The organism is uncultured Alistipes sp. (genome assembly GCF_963931675.1).
Classification (GTDB): domain Bacteria; phylum Bacteroidota; class Bacteroidia; order Bacteroidales; family Rikenellaceae; genus Alistipes.
The window spans coordinates 3,281,697-3,297,477 of the sequence record NZ_OZ007039.1; the positions used below are offsets into that span (position 1 = coordinate 3,281,697).

Sequence of the window (15,781 nt, forward strand, 5' to 3'; positions counted from 1 at the left end):
GAAAGTCTATGGATAATATGGATTTAAGCAATGCCGAGGTTGCCGTAACCACACAGCACATTCTGGACGGGAAAGAGTACAAGGACTACTGGGTGCAGATGTCCGACTACAGCGACATGGGAGAATTTCTCTGTGCCTGCTCCGACCTCTTTCCCGAAGAAGAGGAACCGGAATATAGATATACCAAGTGGGAGAATATACCCGACAGGCTGATAAGGCGTGAATGGATATGTCCCAACTTCTTCGAGATACGCGATGCCATGGAAAGGCTCGATGAGAACGAAAGGGAGTATTTCGTCACTTGGAGCGAACACTTCGGATATGACATAACAACCGATGATCCGCATATGATGGTATCGCACTATCAGGATATATACGGTAACACCATACAAGAGACCGAAGAGGAACTTGCCGACATCGCTGATGATGCTTTGGTGTATACGGGCATATCGGGCAACTTCTGCGATATGCTTCCTCTTCAGTATGAGATATTCGATGATAACTACAACTAAAATAATGGATATATGGAAATCAGTTTCAAAGGACCGGTAATGCCGATTGACCCATACTCGCAGTTGGCATTTGTGGAGATACTAAACATCATACTCATTGCAAAGCATATTATGGATGTGAACAGGTATCTCATAGCAAGGAATGTAAACCCTCAGTTCGGCTCACTGTCGGGATATTTCCGGTGGTCGTTTGCCGATGAGAGGTTCACGCTGTGGCAACGCACGGACTACAACTCCGATATGTGCTTCTCACACCGCATACTGGATATGCCGTTCTGTATGCTTGCAGCAAAGGATAAAGAGAATGATGAGAGAGTATTCAACTAACCATCAAAGAATATGGAAACGACAATCAAGGTATCCAACAGAGAGATAGCGATACGAGCCTTCGATTATCTGAGGCACGATAGAAAGACCGACTCGGCACTGCGACTGGCTCACCACCTGCTGCACTATGACCGCATATCGCTCGGCATAGGCGAGGTGGATTGGGAGATAGATATGGCTATCCAAAAGTTCGGTGGCAATCCACGAACTGGATACCGATATTCGGCACATTTCAGTTTCAATGCAGAGACGGAGATGGAGAAAGAGATATACGAAGAGATATTCAACGGTAAAGAGTAACCGAAGGGCGGCCACAAGGTCGCTCTTCGCATTTATAGACATATGTACGGGAAATAGAATCCTGCCGTACACAGGTAATGACAAATGAACGAAGCAAAGAAAACACTCACAATGGAGTTCATCGAAAGCATAATGGATGAGAACTACACCCTCGTATGGGTGGACTATCGGGAAAGTTTTGATGAAAACCGAGACTTATTACAGAAATGCCTTGAAAAACAAGGCTGCGAAGATCTGTGGTCAAAGGTCGAGGAATGGTATGAGGATGCCGAGGAGCAGGCGACACAGGAGATTATCAAGGGGCTGAAGAGCCACTGCATCGACTTCCACGACTTTGAGAAGGACGAGGTTGAAGCCTTCTTCGAGGAACACGATGATGAGATAAGGGACGAGATACGCGAGCGTGACGACTCCACAACGGTAAACGACCTTATCAAGAATACCAACGACATACCTATACGGGTGGAAGTGCTATCCAACTACGACTGCATCAACTCTTGTTGGTTGGAGTCACAAGGTGGCTTCCGCTACAAGGAGAGTTACTTCGGGGATATGATAGATACTCTTCGCCTCAACCCTGCAAAGGTGAAGAAAGCATTGACGGAGAAAGGCTACACCGTATATGGCAGGTTCCCGAACAAGAAGTATCGTGACGGTAAGGAACAAGTATCCTACGAGGATTTTTGTCAAGAGTTGGAGAACTCCTGCTGTGGAGCCAATCTGCTTACCTACATAGGGCTTGTAAACCTCAGAGACCTCTACGATGCCGACTTCAAAATCAAAGAGGTCATCATTCCCAAAGGTAATACCTGCGGCCTGTTCAGCTCAATGTATGGCGGTGGCAGTCTGATAGAGATGGAACTCAAAAGCGATGTAAGAATCCGACTAGATAAGGCACGCAAGGACGGCTACGGCTTCCGTCTGCGACTTGACAATGAACGCTCCAAATATGATTACTCCATCAAGCATGTATATGGCGTATGCGATACCTTCTTTGGTAAGCAGGTAAGCATCGTATCAGCAAACTAAATCAGTATTAACCATAAAAATATCAATGTATGAAGAAGATTGAAGTAAAGGTAAGATACCTCTTCGAGGGTACTTACACCGTAGCGGCAGATGACCGCAATGAGGCACGCACAATGGTAACAAGAGATTGCGGGCTGGTATTGGGTGGAAACATCCACACCACACTCGATGATGACGATGTGGATTGGGAGTTTGATGTTCACCCCGATATGCAGATTCTATCCTACACAGAGTTGGAGAAGAAGCAAAAGCCGAAACGTCTGAAGATGGATTTCTCCGACAGGATAGAGACACTCCGCAAGGATATTATAGATGCCATAAGGCAGTTGCTCTACTCGCACGGATTGACAGAAATAACCTTCCCCGAAGAGCAGGATGATCCTGTATGGGTGATATGGTTCAATTGGGACGGAGACCCATACGAGTGCAAAGTAATGGGTGTCAAGGTAACGGATAACAGTATGACTGTGATTGCCCACGACAAGATTTGCAATGATGAAGTGACTTGCTCCACACCCTTTGAACTTGGAGCAAAGAATATCGACTGGCTATATGAGATATATGATGCTGTATGGCAGCAGTTGGAAGAGAACAGAGATAATAACGCTTAAAGATTACGACTATGAGATTAGACCCTGTAAATGCAGTGTCGAGCTTCCACTACTATATGTGGAATGCTTGGGACGAGGAAGAGTGCAAGATTACCTTCGGAGGTGCTTATAAGCACTTCTGGGAGAAATGGAACTCCCTTGCAAGCAAATCAATACTAGGAGCGGCAGAACGATTCTATGCCGAACTCTCGGACAACAACCGTGAACTGCTTGTCAATCGTGCTGTGGCACTCTATGACGGCAAGGCTACAAGAGAAGAACCTCACGATGATGATGTATATGTCTGTGATGCTTGCGGTTCAAGAAAAATTGAGATTCAGGTTTGGGTAAATGCCAATACCAATGAGTATCTAAGTGATGTAGATGATGACGATACGGACTGCAAATGGTGCGCTGACTGTGAACAGAGTCAGAATTTCTGCACATTGAGCGATTACAAACAGAAGATGCAAGATTGGTGGAAAGACCTTGACTTTATCACATTGGAAAGTATAACCGGCTTGCACGAGACTAACTACTCATCGGAAGATTGTTCACAATCCTTTGTGGATGCCTGCAATGATTGGTGGAACGGTCAGGACTATGATACCCAACGAGAACTCTATTTCAAATCACAATCTTAATACTTACGACAATGACTGATAAAGAAATCATCGAAAGAATATGCGGCTCGTGTAACTGCGATGAAGCAACTGCAAAGGAGTATCTGAATGACGAGATACGCCACCTCAGAGAACTGCAAGAGGTAAACGACCTGCAAGAGAGTGACATTGAACTCTCTTGCAGTGGCCTCGGCATTGAGTCCGAGTGCATGGAGTATTTCACAATGGTATTAACTTACTAACATCTACTACTATGGCTTACTTTAAGAATATACATTCATTGGCGGAACTCAAGAAGGAATACCGCCGATTGGCATTGGAGAACCACCCCGACAAAGGCGGTAGCACCGAAGTGATGCAGCAGATCAATGTGGAGTTTGAACGGCTCCACGAGATTTGGAAGAACGATACTACTGTATCGGCAAATGCATCAGGTTATGAGAACGACTATGCAGGAGCATCGGCAAAAGAGTATACCGACTTCGTATATAACGAGTATCGTTGGAAAGGTCGCAACTATCAAGGACAGCACACTCCTGAGATTGTGGAGTTGGTGCGTAACTGGATGAAGGAGACCTATCCCAAGTATAAGTTCTCCGTATCAAGGCATCACTATAACTCTATCCATATCTACCTTGTCAAAGCCGACTTCGAGGCATTCAAGAAGGATAAAGGCGTTGTGTTCCACCACGATGTGAACCACTATAACATTGACAATGACGACATCCTAACCGACAGAGCCAAAGAGGTGATGAAGAATGTCTGCGACTTTGTGATGTCGTACAACTTCGATGACAGCGATCCGATGACCGACTACTTCTGCACTAACTTCTATCTTACATTAGGAGTCGGCACCTACAAGAAGCCATATAAAGTAGAACTGCCGAGATTGGATTGCAAAGGCAAGAAGCCCGATGTGTTCAGGCACCCCGAAGGTGCTGCACACAAGGCAATACGCCAAGCATTGGGCGGTGCATACTTCAGTTTTCATAACAGCCAACGACTGCAAGGCAAAATGGTACTCGGAGAAGACTCCTACGGACATAGTGGCGACAAATACTTCTGGCCTCTCTCATACTCCAGTGCCAAGACCGCCCAGAAACGAATGGATAAATTGGAGAAAGCCGGTATCCGCTGCAAGCTCACGGGCTACAATGGCGGCTGCATCGAGTTCCTCGGCTACACTCCCGAAACGGAAGCACAACTTGAGAAAGAGAGGCAGGAGGTTATCATCGCTCATCGTGCTTGGCAGGCAAAGCAGGTGCAGACAGGATAGCATAAAAAATCATATAGAAGTTGCTAATGCTACTGCATTTGAGTTTCTTTTATAGAACGCTATAATAGTCAATATAGCGGTCACCAACAAAGAACCCATCATTATCAAATAAGTAGATGTGAAAAACCATCCAAATCCCTGACCAAAAGTTTGAGCAAGACCCATTATCACAGAGATAAGTTGTAATAGTCAAGACTTGTTCTGACATTTTCTATACTATCGGGCAAAAAAAGTGTCCGATGCCATCTGCGAAGATACGCAACTATTCTCACTCTCACAACCTGGTGAGCCAATAACCTGCTCATCAGGTTGTATTTTCCCTGCATCCTGCAATTGATATCTCCTTGCCACCTCCATTCCTTCGAGGAAAGTCTGCATGGGTGTTTTCCCGAAACAGTATTTCCCGGAGTGCGTCCTTTGCGTGTTATAGGAGTTCATCCAAGTGTCAAGGTCTGCCTGCAGTTGTTCTATCGAGGTGTATATCTTCTTCCTGAAAGCGATGGCGTAGAATTCGTTCTGGACAGTCCTGTTGAAGCGTTCACAGATGCCGTTTGTCTGCGGGCTCTTGGCCTTGATCTTGGAATGGTCTATGTCCTCGATGGCCAGATACAGTTCGTATTCATGTGTTTCCCTGTTTCCGCAGTATTCGGTTCCCCTGTCCGTGAGCATCCTCATCAGTTTCAGGTCATGCTGCTCGAAGAACGGAACCACCCTGTCATTGAGCATGTCCGCCGCCACGAGCGCGTTCTTCCTGTCGTAAAGTTTGGCGAATCCGATTTTGGAATAGGTGTCGATGACCGTCTGCTGGTAAATGTGCCCCACGCCTTTGATATACCCTACATAATAGGTGTCCTGCGCCACAAGGAAGCCTGGATAATAAGTCTCTATTTCCCCGTGTGCCTGTTTCTCCGCCTTGGCTTTTTCCAGCGCGGCCACCTGGTTCTCGTCAAGCACGATGCCTTCCTGCTCCACCTTGGTCGAAAGTGCCTTCAGGCGTTTCTGGAAGGTCTCCATGTCATGCCTGAGCCAGATGGAGCGCACTCCTCCGGGAGATACGAGTATGCCTTTCTTGCGCAGCTCGTTGGATACGCGTACTTGTCCCAAAGCCGGGTTGGCTATGGCCATCTGCACTACAGCCTGCTCTATGCGCTCCTCCACGCGGTTCTTTATCACCGGCTTTTTACGGGAAATCTCCTGCAGGGCCAGTTCTCCGCCCTGCTCGTACAGTTCCTTGAAACGATAAAAACTGTCACGGCTGTATCCCATAATCTTGCAGGCTCGTGACACGTTTCCCAACTGTTGGGACAGCTCAAGCAGTCCCAGTTTGTTCTTGATGACTTTTTCTGATGTGGTCATAACTTAATCTGCTTTTATGTTACAAATCTACTCTTTTTATGCGTAACTGTCAGATTAAGTCTTGACTAATTCAGATAAGTGCACCCAAGCCAACACCTACCCATAAAAAGAATGCTAGCCATCCTGAAATACTTTTCTCTTCCTCCAGCGCCTCTGCTTTTGATGCTTCTTTCGATAGTTGGGCTTCATCTGCGGCATATTTATCACACACCTCCTCAAAAGAAGGTTTATCCTTTGTGAACGAACATACTGTACCACATTCTGGGTTAAACTCTCTATTTTTGCAAGTTGAACATATTTTAATCTTCTCCGACATTTCCATAGTAATAGTTGTTTGAGTTAGTATTGTCTAATTAATTATCTATAATTTTCTTTGTTATATCACATATCAAGCGACGAGCAGCCCCCTCAATTGTGTTAGCCACATTGTCTAAGCTATCAGTAATCTGGAACATTGTATTAATAGCATCTGTATTAATAGAAACTCGAGAGTTATGTTCTTCTTTTGTATATTCCTTTAAATTATTGATATACTCTTCGCTAATAAAGGTATGAGCCATCCAATCTAGATCCAATTCGGAAACAACCTTCTTAAGGTGTGCCTCGTAATCACGAACATAGGAACAGAGCTGACTATACTCATCTTCATCACGTCGAGTTACACGGCTCAATTCGTTGTAGAGGTTATCTCTATGCTCAAATAATGAAGGAAGTAGTTCATTGCGAATATGTCGCGCGTAGAATACAGCAACAAAGCCCAATCTAAAATGAGCCTTTTGTTCTTCTTCACACTTGCTACCAATATAAGCATATATATCATTATAGATATTTACTACTTGTTCATGTAAAATATCAAGTTCAATGCGAAAACTCTCTATGGGTAATTTCTTCTTACTATATACCTTACCATCAACTAAAACCTCGCGAGCCTCTATTTGACCTAAATTAACCTGATTCAAAATACTCCAATCGTTAAGCAACGCTGAAAATTCAGCTATTTTGCGAGCATTTGATTCTGTTAGAGGAGACTCGGTCGGCATCTCCACTTCTTTATCAACATCAAATTGAATAATATTCTTTCCAAAGAATGGTCTTAGGCGGTCATCCATAAAATTTTCGCTGACTTCCTTCTGCATCCACTCTTTAAGTTGTTCATCTGAGATATATGAAATCTCACCATCAACATTTTTACGAATAAATGAGGTGTAGTTTGTCGAAACCCGTTCCAGAATTACATCGGGTATAAGGCTCCATGCGGGAATTGGATTCCTAGATACTGTTGCTGGACAATGTTGAGCCCTTGCATTATCTAATCTATCCTCCAAAGATGGATGTGATGACCAAACGTCCTCTACCTTGACCCTTGATTCTATTTCGAATGTTCGTATCGGCTTAATTAATTGTTCGTCATATTGGAGCACAGGCATATCCTTATTGGGGATAATGTTCGCCACAATACGTTTGCCAATAAAGTAATTAGCAACAATCTTCTTTTCATCAATGAGATTACTGAGCAGATGCTTATATAGACCATCCTTGTTTGAAAGAGAATCAATCTTGCACATAGCAGAAACAAAGTTATCAGAGCCTACACATTGACAAGCAATATTATCTGCATCGTACTCCATGTATCTAGAGAGTTTTAGATACCCCTTCTGCACAAATTTGTAAACATAAAAAGTTAATCTCTTAATGATATTTGTTAGGCCTCTCGTAAGCACGCCAAAGAATCTGATGACCCCCGTGTCCGATAGGCACCATTTGTCAACAAATCTATCCCAGAAATCCTCAGCATATATAAGATCATGAAGCACAGTGTTGGTAACATATACAGTAGAGCCAACTTTCATACTGTTTTGGGAAAAATGACCAAACTCATGTGCAATTATAGACTTTACTTCTTCAACGCTAGTCCCATCAAATAAGCCAAGACCAATCTCAAGATTTTTCTTTATAGGGAAGAAAATACTCCAAAAGCTTGTATCATAAAAGACGCAAGCATTAACATCTGGTGATAAATAAACATGCTTAGGCATTTTGCAACCAGTTTTGCCGGCAACATCACGAATCATTGCAAACAAATCTGGACATTCAGTTTCAAACACCTCCACACGAGTCTCATTATGATTTTTCTTAAACGCAAAGAGTGGTTTGATAAGATATATACCCAGCATAATTGCCAAAAGGCATAAACCTATAACAGACATTATAATAAGTATAATGGCTCTTCCACTTCCTACTTCCGGCAGTACATCTATTATTAGATGATATGACCCCCAGAATGAGCCAATTACAATAATAACACCTAATGCAATTAGCAACAAATAATATAGCAAGAAACATCCTATTCTGAGGAGTTCATTTATGACTGCTGACTTAATATTCTGGCCCTGCATTTTACTGCTTAATAATAAGTTTAGAGTTAATATTATCTGAATTAGTCAAGACTTAATCTGACAGTTACGCATAAAAAGAGTAGATTTGTAACATAAAAGCAGATTAAGTTATGACCACATCAGAAAAAGTCATCAAGAACAAACTGGGACTGCTTGAGCTGTCCCAACAGTTGGGAAACGTGTCACGAGCCTGCAAGATTATGGGATACAGCCGTGACAGTTTTTATCGTTTCAAGGAACTGTACGAGCAGGGCGGAGAACTGGCCCTGCAGGAGATTTCCCGTAAAAAGCCGGTGATAAAGAACCGCGTGGAGGAGCGCATAGAGCAGGCTGTAGTGCAGATGGCCATAGCCAACCCGGCTTTGGGACAAGTACGCGTATCCAACGAGCTGCGCAAGAAAGGCATACTCGTATCTCCCGGAGGAGTGCGCTCCATCTGGCTCAGGCATGACATGGAGACCTTCCAGAAACGCCTGAAGGCACTTTCGACCAAGGTGGAGCAGGAAGGCATCGTGCTTGACGAGAACCAGGTGGCCGCGCTGGAAAAAGCCAAGGCGGAGAAACAGGCACACGGGGAAATAGAGACTTATTATCCAGGCTTCCTTGTGGCGCAGGACACCTATTATGTAGGGTATATCAAAGGCGTGGGGCACATTTACCAGCAGACGGTCATCGACACCTATTCCAAAATCGGATTCGCCAAACTTTACGACAGGAAGAACGCGCTCGTGGCGGCGGACATGCTCAATGACAGGGTGGTTCCGTTCTTCGAGCAGCATGACCTGAAACTGATGAGGATGCTCACGGACAGGGGAACCGAATACTGCGGAAACAGGGAAACACATGAATACGAACTGTATCTGGCCATCGAGGACATAGACCATTCCAAGATCAAGGCCAAGAGCCCGCAGACAAACGGCATCTGTGAACGCTTCAACAGGACTGTCCAGAACGAATTCTACGCCATCGCTTTCAGGAAGAAGATATACACCTCGATAGAACAACTGCAGGCAGACCTTGACACTTGGATGAACTCCTATAACACGCAAAGGACGCACTCCGGGAAATACTGTTTCGGGAAAACACCCATGCAGACTTTCCTCGAAGGAATGGAGGTGGCAAGGAGATATCAATTGCAGGATGCAGGGAAAATACAACCTGATGAGCAGGTTATTGGCTCACCAGGTTGTGAGAGTGAGAATAGTTGCGTATCTTCGCAGATGGCATCGGACACTTTTTTTGCCCGATAGTATAGAAAATGTCAGAACAAGTCTTGACTATTACATATTATCTATGGTAATAGTACCAAATCTCTCTAATACACTCTGTCCGAGGAGAAGTGGAGCCTGCTGATTGTGTGCTACGGATGCATCAACATTCTTTAGCACAGCATCGCCAATCTTGATTTCGCGTAGGCGAATAATGGTACCTTCGTGAATCTCTCCTGTTGCAGTGCTAAAATACTCTTTACCTTTAATGTCTTCTGCTGTTAAATATCCATTCTTAAGCATAAACGAGGCTTCTACTGATGAAATCGATACGGAACTTGCACCTGTATCAAAGATAAACTTCAAAGGCAGATTGTTAATGGTGCATGCGACTTCATAAACACCACTATACATCTTCTTCATTTGAATTTCAGAGATGACAGAAATCTCATCTTTAGCTTCTTCCTCATTATTAATTACAACCGTAGGTTTGTTCTTATACTCCTCAATTAGTGCTATAAAATCAGGGCGATCCCTAATGGGATCCATATCGTCGTCATTCTCAATATGAGCAAATGAACGGTATCCTTTCTCCAGTGTTACTCTAAGAGCAGCGATAGCCTCGTCGGCCTTCCCCATTCTAGATAACAAACATGCACGATCGTAATATGGGCCATTGTTATCAGGATCTGATGCTACAATCTTATCCATCCACTCGATAGCTTCATTATTCCTGCCAAGGAAAAGTAGTGCGTATTGACGACAGCTTCCAGACTTTGCCACTGTGTCCTGCTTCAATATCTCTTCGAAATCCGCATTAGCCAGTTCGTCTTGTCCTTGCTTACGATAAAGTTCACCGCGCATTAGGAAAATATATGGGTACTCCTTATCTACATCGATACCGGCATTGTAGTTTTCCATAGCGGTTTTATCATCACCTTTAAGTTCATAGCACCAACCTCTCTTATAATAAGCATATGCATCGGTAGGTAAAATCTCAATCATTTTAGAGAAATCATCAATGGCCTCGTCATACCTACCACTTTCACGGTAGAAATCTGCTCTTTCTGCCAAAGCATAGTAGTCTCTACCATTACCCATTTCTATGCATTTTGTAATCTCTTCGATTGCCTTATTAGAATCTCCAAGTTCGTGGTAGCACTGACTTCTATAATAGAAAATCATAGGAGCTGTCCCATATTCCTTCTCAATCTTATTGTATTCTGCTATTGCGCTTGCAAAATCATAGCTCCACTCATAGATATTTATCTTGAGCATCTTCCATCTCATTCTCTCACTGTCCTTATTACACATCGCACTTACCTTTGCAAGGGCATAACTGAGATGTTTTTTGAAGATGTCTTCAATATATGAAGACTCTGGGTCATCATCTTTATCAAAATAACGAATAGCATCATCAATAGCCTGATCTGTTTTACCGAGTTTGTCATAGGCCTGCATTCTAAATCGGTAAATTTCGCTATAGCTATCGTCGTACTTTTCGCACTTATCAGCCATATTAATTGCACCCTGGTAGTCTTCTCGCTGTATCATGTTTCGCACAAGTCCAATCATTGCAACTTGGTCTGCCTCATTATGTTTAAGCATCAACTGATAATCAGCATCTGCATTAGCATAATCCTTCATGTTATAATATACCCCTGCTCGTTGGTATAGTATTTCATGTATCGTTTCAAGATCATCACTTTTAGCAATCATCTTGTAGGCAGTCGAAAAGTCAGCAATGGCTTTGTCGTACATTTCCATATCGACATAAATATCAGCTCTCCACCAATAAGGAGCATACTTGGGAACATCTTCGTTTTTATCCCAATGCTTGATGGCATTATTGATATCCATTAAAGCCTGGCCAAATTTATTCTGATTTTGATACAGTCCAGCGCGGAAAATATATCCGTTTGATGATTTCGGGTTTTCGTTAATGTACTGGTTAATGTACTTCATCGCTTCCTTCTCATCCTTCTGTTCGAGAAGTTCGTAAGCTTTTCGTAAATTGTAATCAGATGGTTGGCTCTTTTGAGCGGAGCATAACTGTAGCCCTATTATAAGGAGCAATACGGTGGTGAGCAGGACTTTTTTCATTGTTTGAGTTAATTTACTTGGTTAATTACTACCTTAAAGTTCAGTCTATAAATTAACATTAGCAAAAAACTAAAATACTAATGTATGAAATCACTGTTACAGTATATAAAATTGTCATAAAAGGCACATTTTATAAGTGCAAAAAATCACGACTCTTTAATAGTGGTTTCTATTAAATTCAAGGCACAACAAAGTGTGCCTTGAATTGTAGTCGATTAAAAGTTGGGGTCTATTAGAGAAGAAAAATCAGCTGGTTTACTATCGGAATGCTTCTCTAATATTTCTAATGCATTTTTAATTTGTTCATTAAGGTAATTAATGTTCAACTCTCCATTATAGTACCTCAAATAATAAGTCATATTTTGTATCTCTTTCTTATACCTTGCCTTATAGTCATTGCTTACAAATGGTATTTCTCGGTCAGGATCCGATTGTGCACGCTTAATAATATTTTGAAATTCACGGTAGGAACGTTCATAATTTCTAAGTAATTCTTGTACAAGCGACATGCTATCTTTGAACCTGGTAGAATACATCCTATCAAAATAACTGATTGCATCGTCTACATCTTTCTTATTAAACGGTTCATACAACCATCTATTAGCCAATTTGACCATACAAGTATCTACAAAGCCCGCATTTGATTGCAGTGTTGTTATCTCACGTTCCTTGCTTCTTATTACTTTAATAAGTGAGTCTCGTTGTTGATTTGCTGCAACTGTAAGTCTCAATGAATCGCGTTTACTATTAAGCCTCAAAGAGTCAATAACTTTCTTATTTACTCCAATGATACTATCTCTATGGAGTAGCATCCGATGAAGCGAGTCGGCTACAAGTTTGACACTATCGACATTTTCGATTCTGTCTTTATTGGATTTACCTTTAAAAAAGACTTTTGCCTTATCTTGTGCCGTAACATTGGCACTTAAGAACAAGGAAACTAAAATCAATATCAGTTCTTTCATTATAATTATTTTAGTTATTTGCGTAAGGAATCAATACATAACCTCTGTCTGTTCCATTATTATTGGAGCCATCTTTATGATATACAACATAAATTGTATACGTTTTAGATTTTGTCAGATTATTAAGAGTTACCGCACTATAATTGTACAATGAGGTTCCGCTCTGCGCGTTACCCTTTGTATCTTTATAGTTATCACCAGTTGTAGGCATCTTGTCCAATCCGACGATCACATAGTCAAAATTTGGTTCTCCGTTACTACGAATGTAAAAAGTAAAGGTGTCGTATCCCTTTATCGTAAATGACATAGTTGCATCGCTATTATGCCTATTATAGTTACTTGACGATTGATATGCTCGGTAAGAAGTACTTGGTGATGTCATGTTCGTCCATTGGTAATTTGTAGAGATATTTATTTCTTTACGAGTAAAAAACTCTTTAGCATTTCTTGCATAATCTGCAGCTCTCTGTTTTAGTGATTCTGTAGATTTTGCATTTGAACCATATTTTGAGCGGTTATTATCATACTCTTTTATCTTACTATTAGTTGTTGACATCAATGCGTTAAATGTCTCCTCAGTCATATTACGATAATTCGCCATCTCATTAACCTTTGCTTCTACTTGATAATAGTGCGAATTCCCAATATTTGATTTTACGGCTGCTAGCTTATTTGTCAAGTCTGCGCAATTAGACAATGGGGACATTGTTCTATATTTCTCAGCACTTTGAATTTTTGCATTTGCATCGCTAACAGAATGGAATGTAGAATATGTTGCAACTTTCTTCGCTTCCTTATAATTGCTAATAATCTGTTCAATTTTGCGGAGGTCTTCCTCATATGAACCTGCAACAGCAGTAGTTTCGCCATAATCTACCTTCAATGTTCTCAGATGAGCTATGCGATTAAGCATTGCTTTATGGTCAGACTCTCGCCATGTAGAAGCCCCAAACTTTGCAAGACTTAATTTAGTAAAAATGGGAAGATATTTTTGGACTAGAGCTTTTGTCTGATAGTCTATTTCCTCTTCTGTCATAAATCCTTCACACTTGTACATTTCAAGTTTGTCAACGACTACATTATAAATCGAGTCATTGAAAATGGTACTCTCTGTGTCAGAAAATCCATTTATGTTAGCTTCTAGTGAAGACTTGTGTAGATTGTTTACTGGCACATCTGTAGGTGGAGCAACAATCGTCGGATAAAAGGCAAGAATGCCTGCAATAGCAATTGCTATTACTATTCCGAGTATCAATATTTTCTTACCTGTATTGCTCATATTGGTTAATTTTTCAAGAAATCAAATAATCCATCCTTTTTTTCTGTAGACTTTTCTGGTTTCGGGGTACTGCTTCTGCTATTTTGCTGGTGTGATGTTGGTGTGGTTCCAGCATCCTCAAGCGCCTTTATATAACCCTTTTTGTTACCTTCTGGCTTAATGGTTATATCATAATCGTTCGCTTTTGTATTAAAGTTCCCTGAGAAAGTCTTATGACGATTTGCTTTTATCGAAGCCACTAGTTCTTTAAATATTGCGGATTTGCCAAGAACATTCTCATAGGCCAGTATATCATCAAAACGTCTCTCATTCATTGCATCCCACAAACCTTTTAGCGGTTCGTGTTTTTCCATCTCAGTTCTGTTCCAGACATTATTATGGTCTATATATGAAATTGCTGCATCTACTGATTTTTCATCACTATTACTCTCTGAGCCTTTTGGTGCATAATTGTAGTTGCGTTTTTCTAACTCCTTAATGCGGCTCTTTAAATCAGCATTTTCTTTCGTTAATTTGCTGATTTCTTGATTATCGGCCTTACCTCCAATGAAGTCGTTTAAAGCATAACCACCGCAGACACCGAGCAGTAGGACTATTATAGAACATATTAGGCATGTAATCCAGAATTTGCGAGTGAATGGCTTGAATCGCAAGTAATTTTTATCATTGCGTGTAACATATCCATCTTCTGTTACATAACCTTTCACAGGCGAAGATTTCACTTTTCTGTTGCCTGATATCTTAATTGGATAATATCCTTCATCATTTTTTAGAGGAAGCAAAAACTCATAAGAGTACATCTCTTTTGTCATCTTAATATGCACTGGTTGCATTAAATTAACATGACCACTGTGTGGCTCATATCCTTCTGCGTAAATTTCGACCCATACATTATTAAGCATTGACTCGCTAATTTGGATATCGTCACCCTTATTAACCTGTTTCTTTGCTACGCATAATTCGTAATCTTCAACTCTTTGATTCCATTCATCAGTTATTTTTATATAATTGTACGGAAGCAATCTAACATATTGATTAGGAGTTGGTAGGGAATATTTAGCACCAGGAGTGATTGTACTAGATGTATGTATTGGCATATACCCATCACGCCTCCATTCAATATTAATCACATCTCCTTCAATAGCATACATCTGTCCGACGAAAGGTTGTTCACCAATATATGGCACAAATGAGTCAACCTGACCTGGAGACTTAATAACTACCATAGAATAAACCTTATGATCAGAAAGATTATCACCTGAAAGGCACCTAAGACTCGTTGAGTTATCCAAAAGGAATATACTCTTATAGTTCTTGTAGTAAGACTGGCACATATCTTTTAGGAGCTCGGCTAGAGTGTACTTTGCTTTCTGTCCATAGTATCTATATGCACACTTTTCGCCATTGCTTTTTGTAGTGATTCTAGATGCAGGTGCTGATTCATATGTTTTCGAAAGAAGTTGGGTTAATCTTTCATCATTTCTTTCGTTAGCAAGAATCTCTTTTTTAACAGCATCTACTATTTCAACAAGTTCCTTACCTGCAATATTAATTGAAGCAGGAACATATATCCATGCACTAATACAATCAGTGATACGACCCTCAATAAGCGAAGCTACAGTTAATATGTGTCCAGTATCAACGCTTGTAAGCATTAGTACTGCTGATGAACCATCCAAGTTATCAATGTTCTCAAGGTCTTTGCGGATATCCCAGACGTTCTTAGTCCATACCTGGTCTCCGTTTATTTCAAATAAATCTGTATAACCCTGATTTATACGAACTATCTTTAAGCCTAATTTATTATTATCCATAGT

Annotated in this window: 16 protein-coding genes; 9 read left to right on the forward strand and 7 right to left on the reverse strand. The window is 41.3% G+C overall.

Features of this window, described 5'->3' with window-relative positions:
• Positions 1–8 precede the first annotated feature (8 nt).
• The 8 genes from ABGT65_RS14005 (at position 9) to ABGT65_RS14040 (ending at position 4,657) form a co-directional block, all read left to right on the forward strand.
• Complete coding sequence (locus ABGT65_RS14005; protein WP_202192133.1) at positions 9–512, forward strand: hypothetical protein; 504 nt, start codon at positions 9–11, stop codon at positions 510–512.
• A 12-nt stretch (positions 513–524) separates the two neighbouring features.
• Positions 525–839 carry a hypothetical protein gene (locus ABGT65_RS14010; RefSeq protein WP_005794123.1) on the forward strand — a complete coding sequence of 105 codons (315 nt, stop codon included), beginning with the start codon at positions 525–527 and terminating at the stop codon, positions 837–839.
• Between the two features lie 12 nt (positions 840–851).
• Positions 852–1,139: a hypothetical protein gene (locus ABGT65_RS14015; protein ID WP_346702990.1), complete on the forward strand. Its 288-nt coding sequence runs from the start codon at positions 852–854 to the stop codon at positions 1,137–1,139.
• Positions 1,140–1,223: 84 nt separating this feature from the next.
• Positions 1,224–2,168, forward strand: coding sequence for a hypothetical protein (locus ABGT65_RS14020; protein ID WP_057327250.1), 945 nt, complete (start codon positions 1,224–1,226; stop codon positions 2,166–2,168).
• 29 nt (positions 2,169–2,197) lie between these two features.
• A complete protein-coding gene (locus ABGT65_RS14025; protein WP_346702991.1) occupies positions 2,198–2,779 on the forward strand; it encodes a hypothetical protein in 582 nt (193 codons plus the stop codon).
• Between the two features lie 11 nt (positions 2,780–2,790).
• A complete protein-coding gene (locus ABGT65_RS14030) occupies positions 2,791–3,402 on the forward strand; it encodes a hypothetical protein (protein WP_057327252.1) in 612 nt (203 codons plus the stop codon).
• 11 nt (positions 3,403–3,413) lie between these two features.
• Complete coding sequence (locus ABGT65_RS14035) at positions 3,414–3,623, forward strand: hypothetical protein (RefSeq protein WP_057327253.1); 210 nt, start codon at positions 3,414–3,416, stop codon at positions 3,621–3,623.
• Between the two features lie 11 nt (positions 3,624–3,634).
• Entirely contained in the window at positions 3,635–4,657 is a 1,023-nt protein-coding gene (locus tag ABGT65_RS14040; protein WP_057327254.1) for an LPD29 domain-containing protein, read from the forward strand.
• Positions 4,658–4,873: 216 nt separating this feature from the next.
• On the opposite strand, the gene ABGT65_RS14045 is transcribed toward ABGT65_RS14040, so the two are convergent.
• The 3 genes from ABGT65_RS14045 to ABGT65_RS14055 form a co-directional block, all read right to left on the reverse strand.
• Positions 4,874–6,013, reverse strand: coding sequence for an IS481 family transposase (locus ABGT65_RS14045; protein WP_346699178.1), 1,140 nt, complete (start codon positions 6,011–6,013; stop codon positions 4,874–4,876).
• Between the two features lie 70 nt (positions 6,014–6,083).
• Positions 6,084–6,335: a hypothetical protein gene (locus ABGT65_RS14050; RefSeq protein WP_346702992.1), complete on the reverse strand. Its 252-nt coding sequence runs from the start codon at positions 6,333–6,335 to the stop codon at positions 6,084–6,086.
• Positions 6,336–6,366: 31 nt separating this feature from the next.
• A complete protein-coding gene (locus ABGT65_RS14055) occupies positions 6,367–8,409 on the reverse strand; it encodes a M48 family metallopeptidase (RefSeq protein ID WP_346702993.1) in 2,043 nt (680 codons plus the stop codon).
• A 110-nt stretch (positions 8,410–8,519) separates the two neighbouring features.
• On the opposite strand from ABGT65_RS14055, the gene ABGT65_RS14060 reads away from it, so the two are divergent.
• Positions 8,520–9,659, forward strand: a complete 1,140-nt coding sequence (locus tag ABGT65_RS14060; RefSeq protein WP_346699178.1) for an IS481 family transposase — start codon at positions 8,520–8,522, stop codon at positions 9,657–9,659.
• 30 nt (positions 9,660–9,689) lie between these two features.
• Here the strand turns inward: ABGT65_RS14060 and ABGT65_RS14065 are convergent, their stop codons facing one another.
• The 4 genes from ABGT65_RS14065 to ABGT65_RS14080 form a co-directional block, all read right to left on the reverse strand.
• Positions 9,690–11,720 (reverse strand): TIGR02281 family clan AA aspartic protease, encoded by a 2,031-nt coding sequence (locus ABGT65_RS14065; protein WP_346702994.1) that lies wholly within the window; start codon positions 11,718–11,720, stop codon positions 9,690–9,692.
• A 215-nt stretch (positions 11,721–11,935) separates the two neighbouring features.
• On the reverse strand, positions 11,936–12,685 hold the full coding sequence (locus ABGT65_RS14070) for a hypothetical protein (RefSeq protein ID WP_346702995.1): 750 nt from the start codon (positions 12,683–12,685) through the stop codon (positions 11,936–11,938).
• 10 nt (positions 12,686–12,695) lie between these two features.
• Positions 12,696–13,964 carry a hypothetical protein gene (locus ABGT65_RS14075; protein ID WP_346702996.1) on the reverse strand — a complete coding sequence of 423 codons (1,269 nt, stop codon included), beginning with the start codon at positions 13,962–13,964 and terminating at the stop codon, positions 12,696–12,698.
• Between the two features lie 5 nt (positions 13,965–13,969).
• On the reverse strand, positions 13,970–15,778 hold the full coding sequence (locus ABGT65_RS14080; protein WP_346702997.1) for a hypothetical protein: 1,809 nt from the start codon (positions 15,776–15,778) through the stop codon (positions 13,970–13,972).
• Between the last annotated feature and the right edge of the window lie 3 nt (positions 15,779–15,781).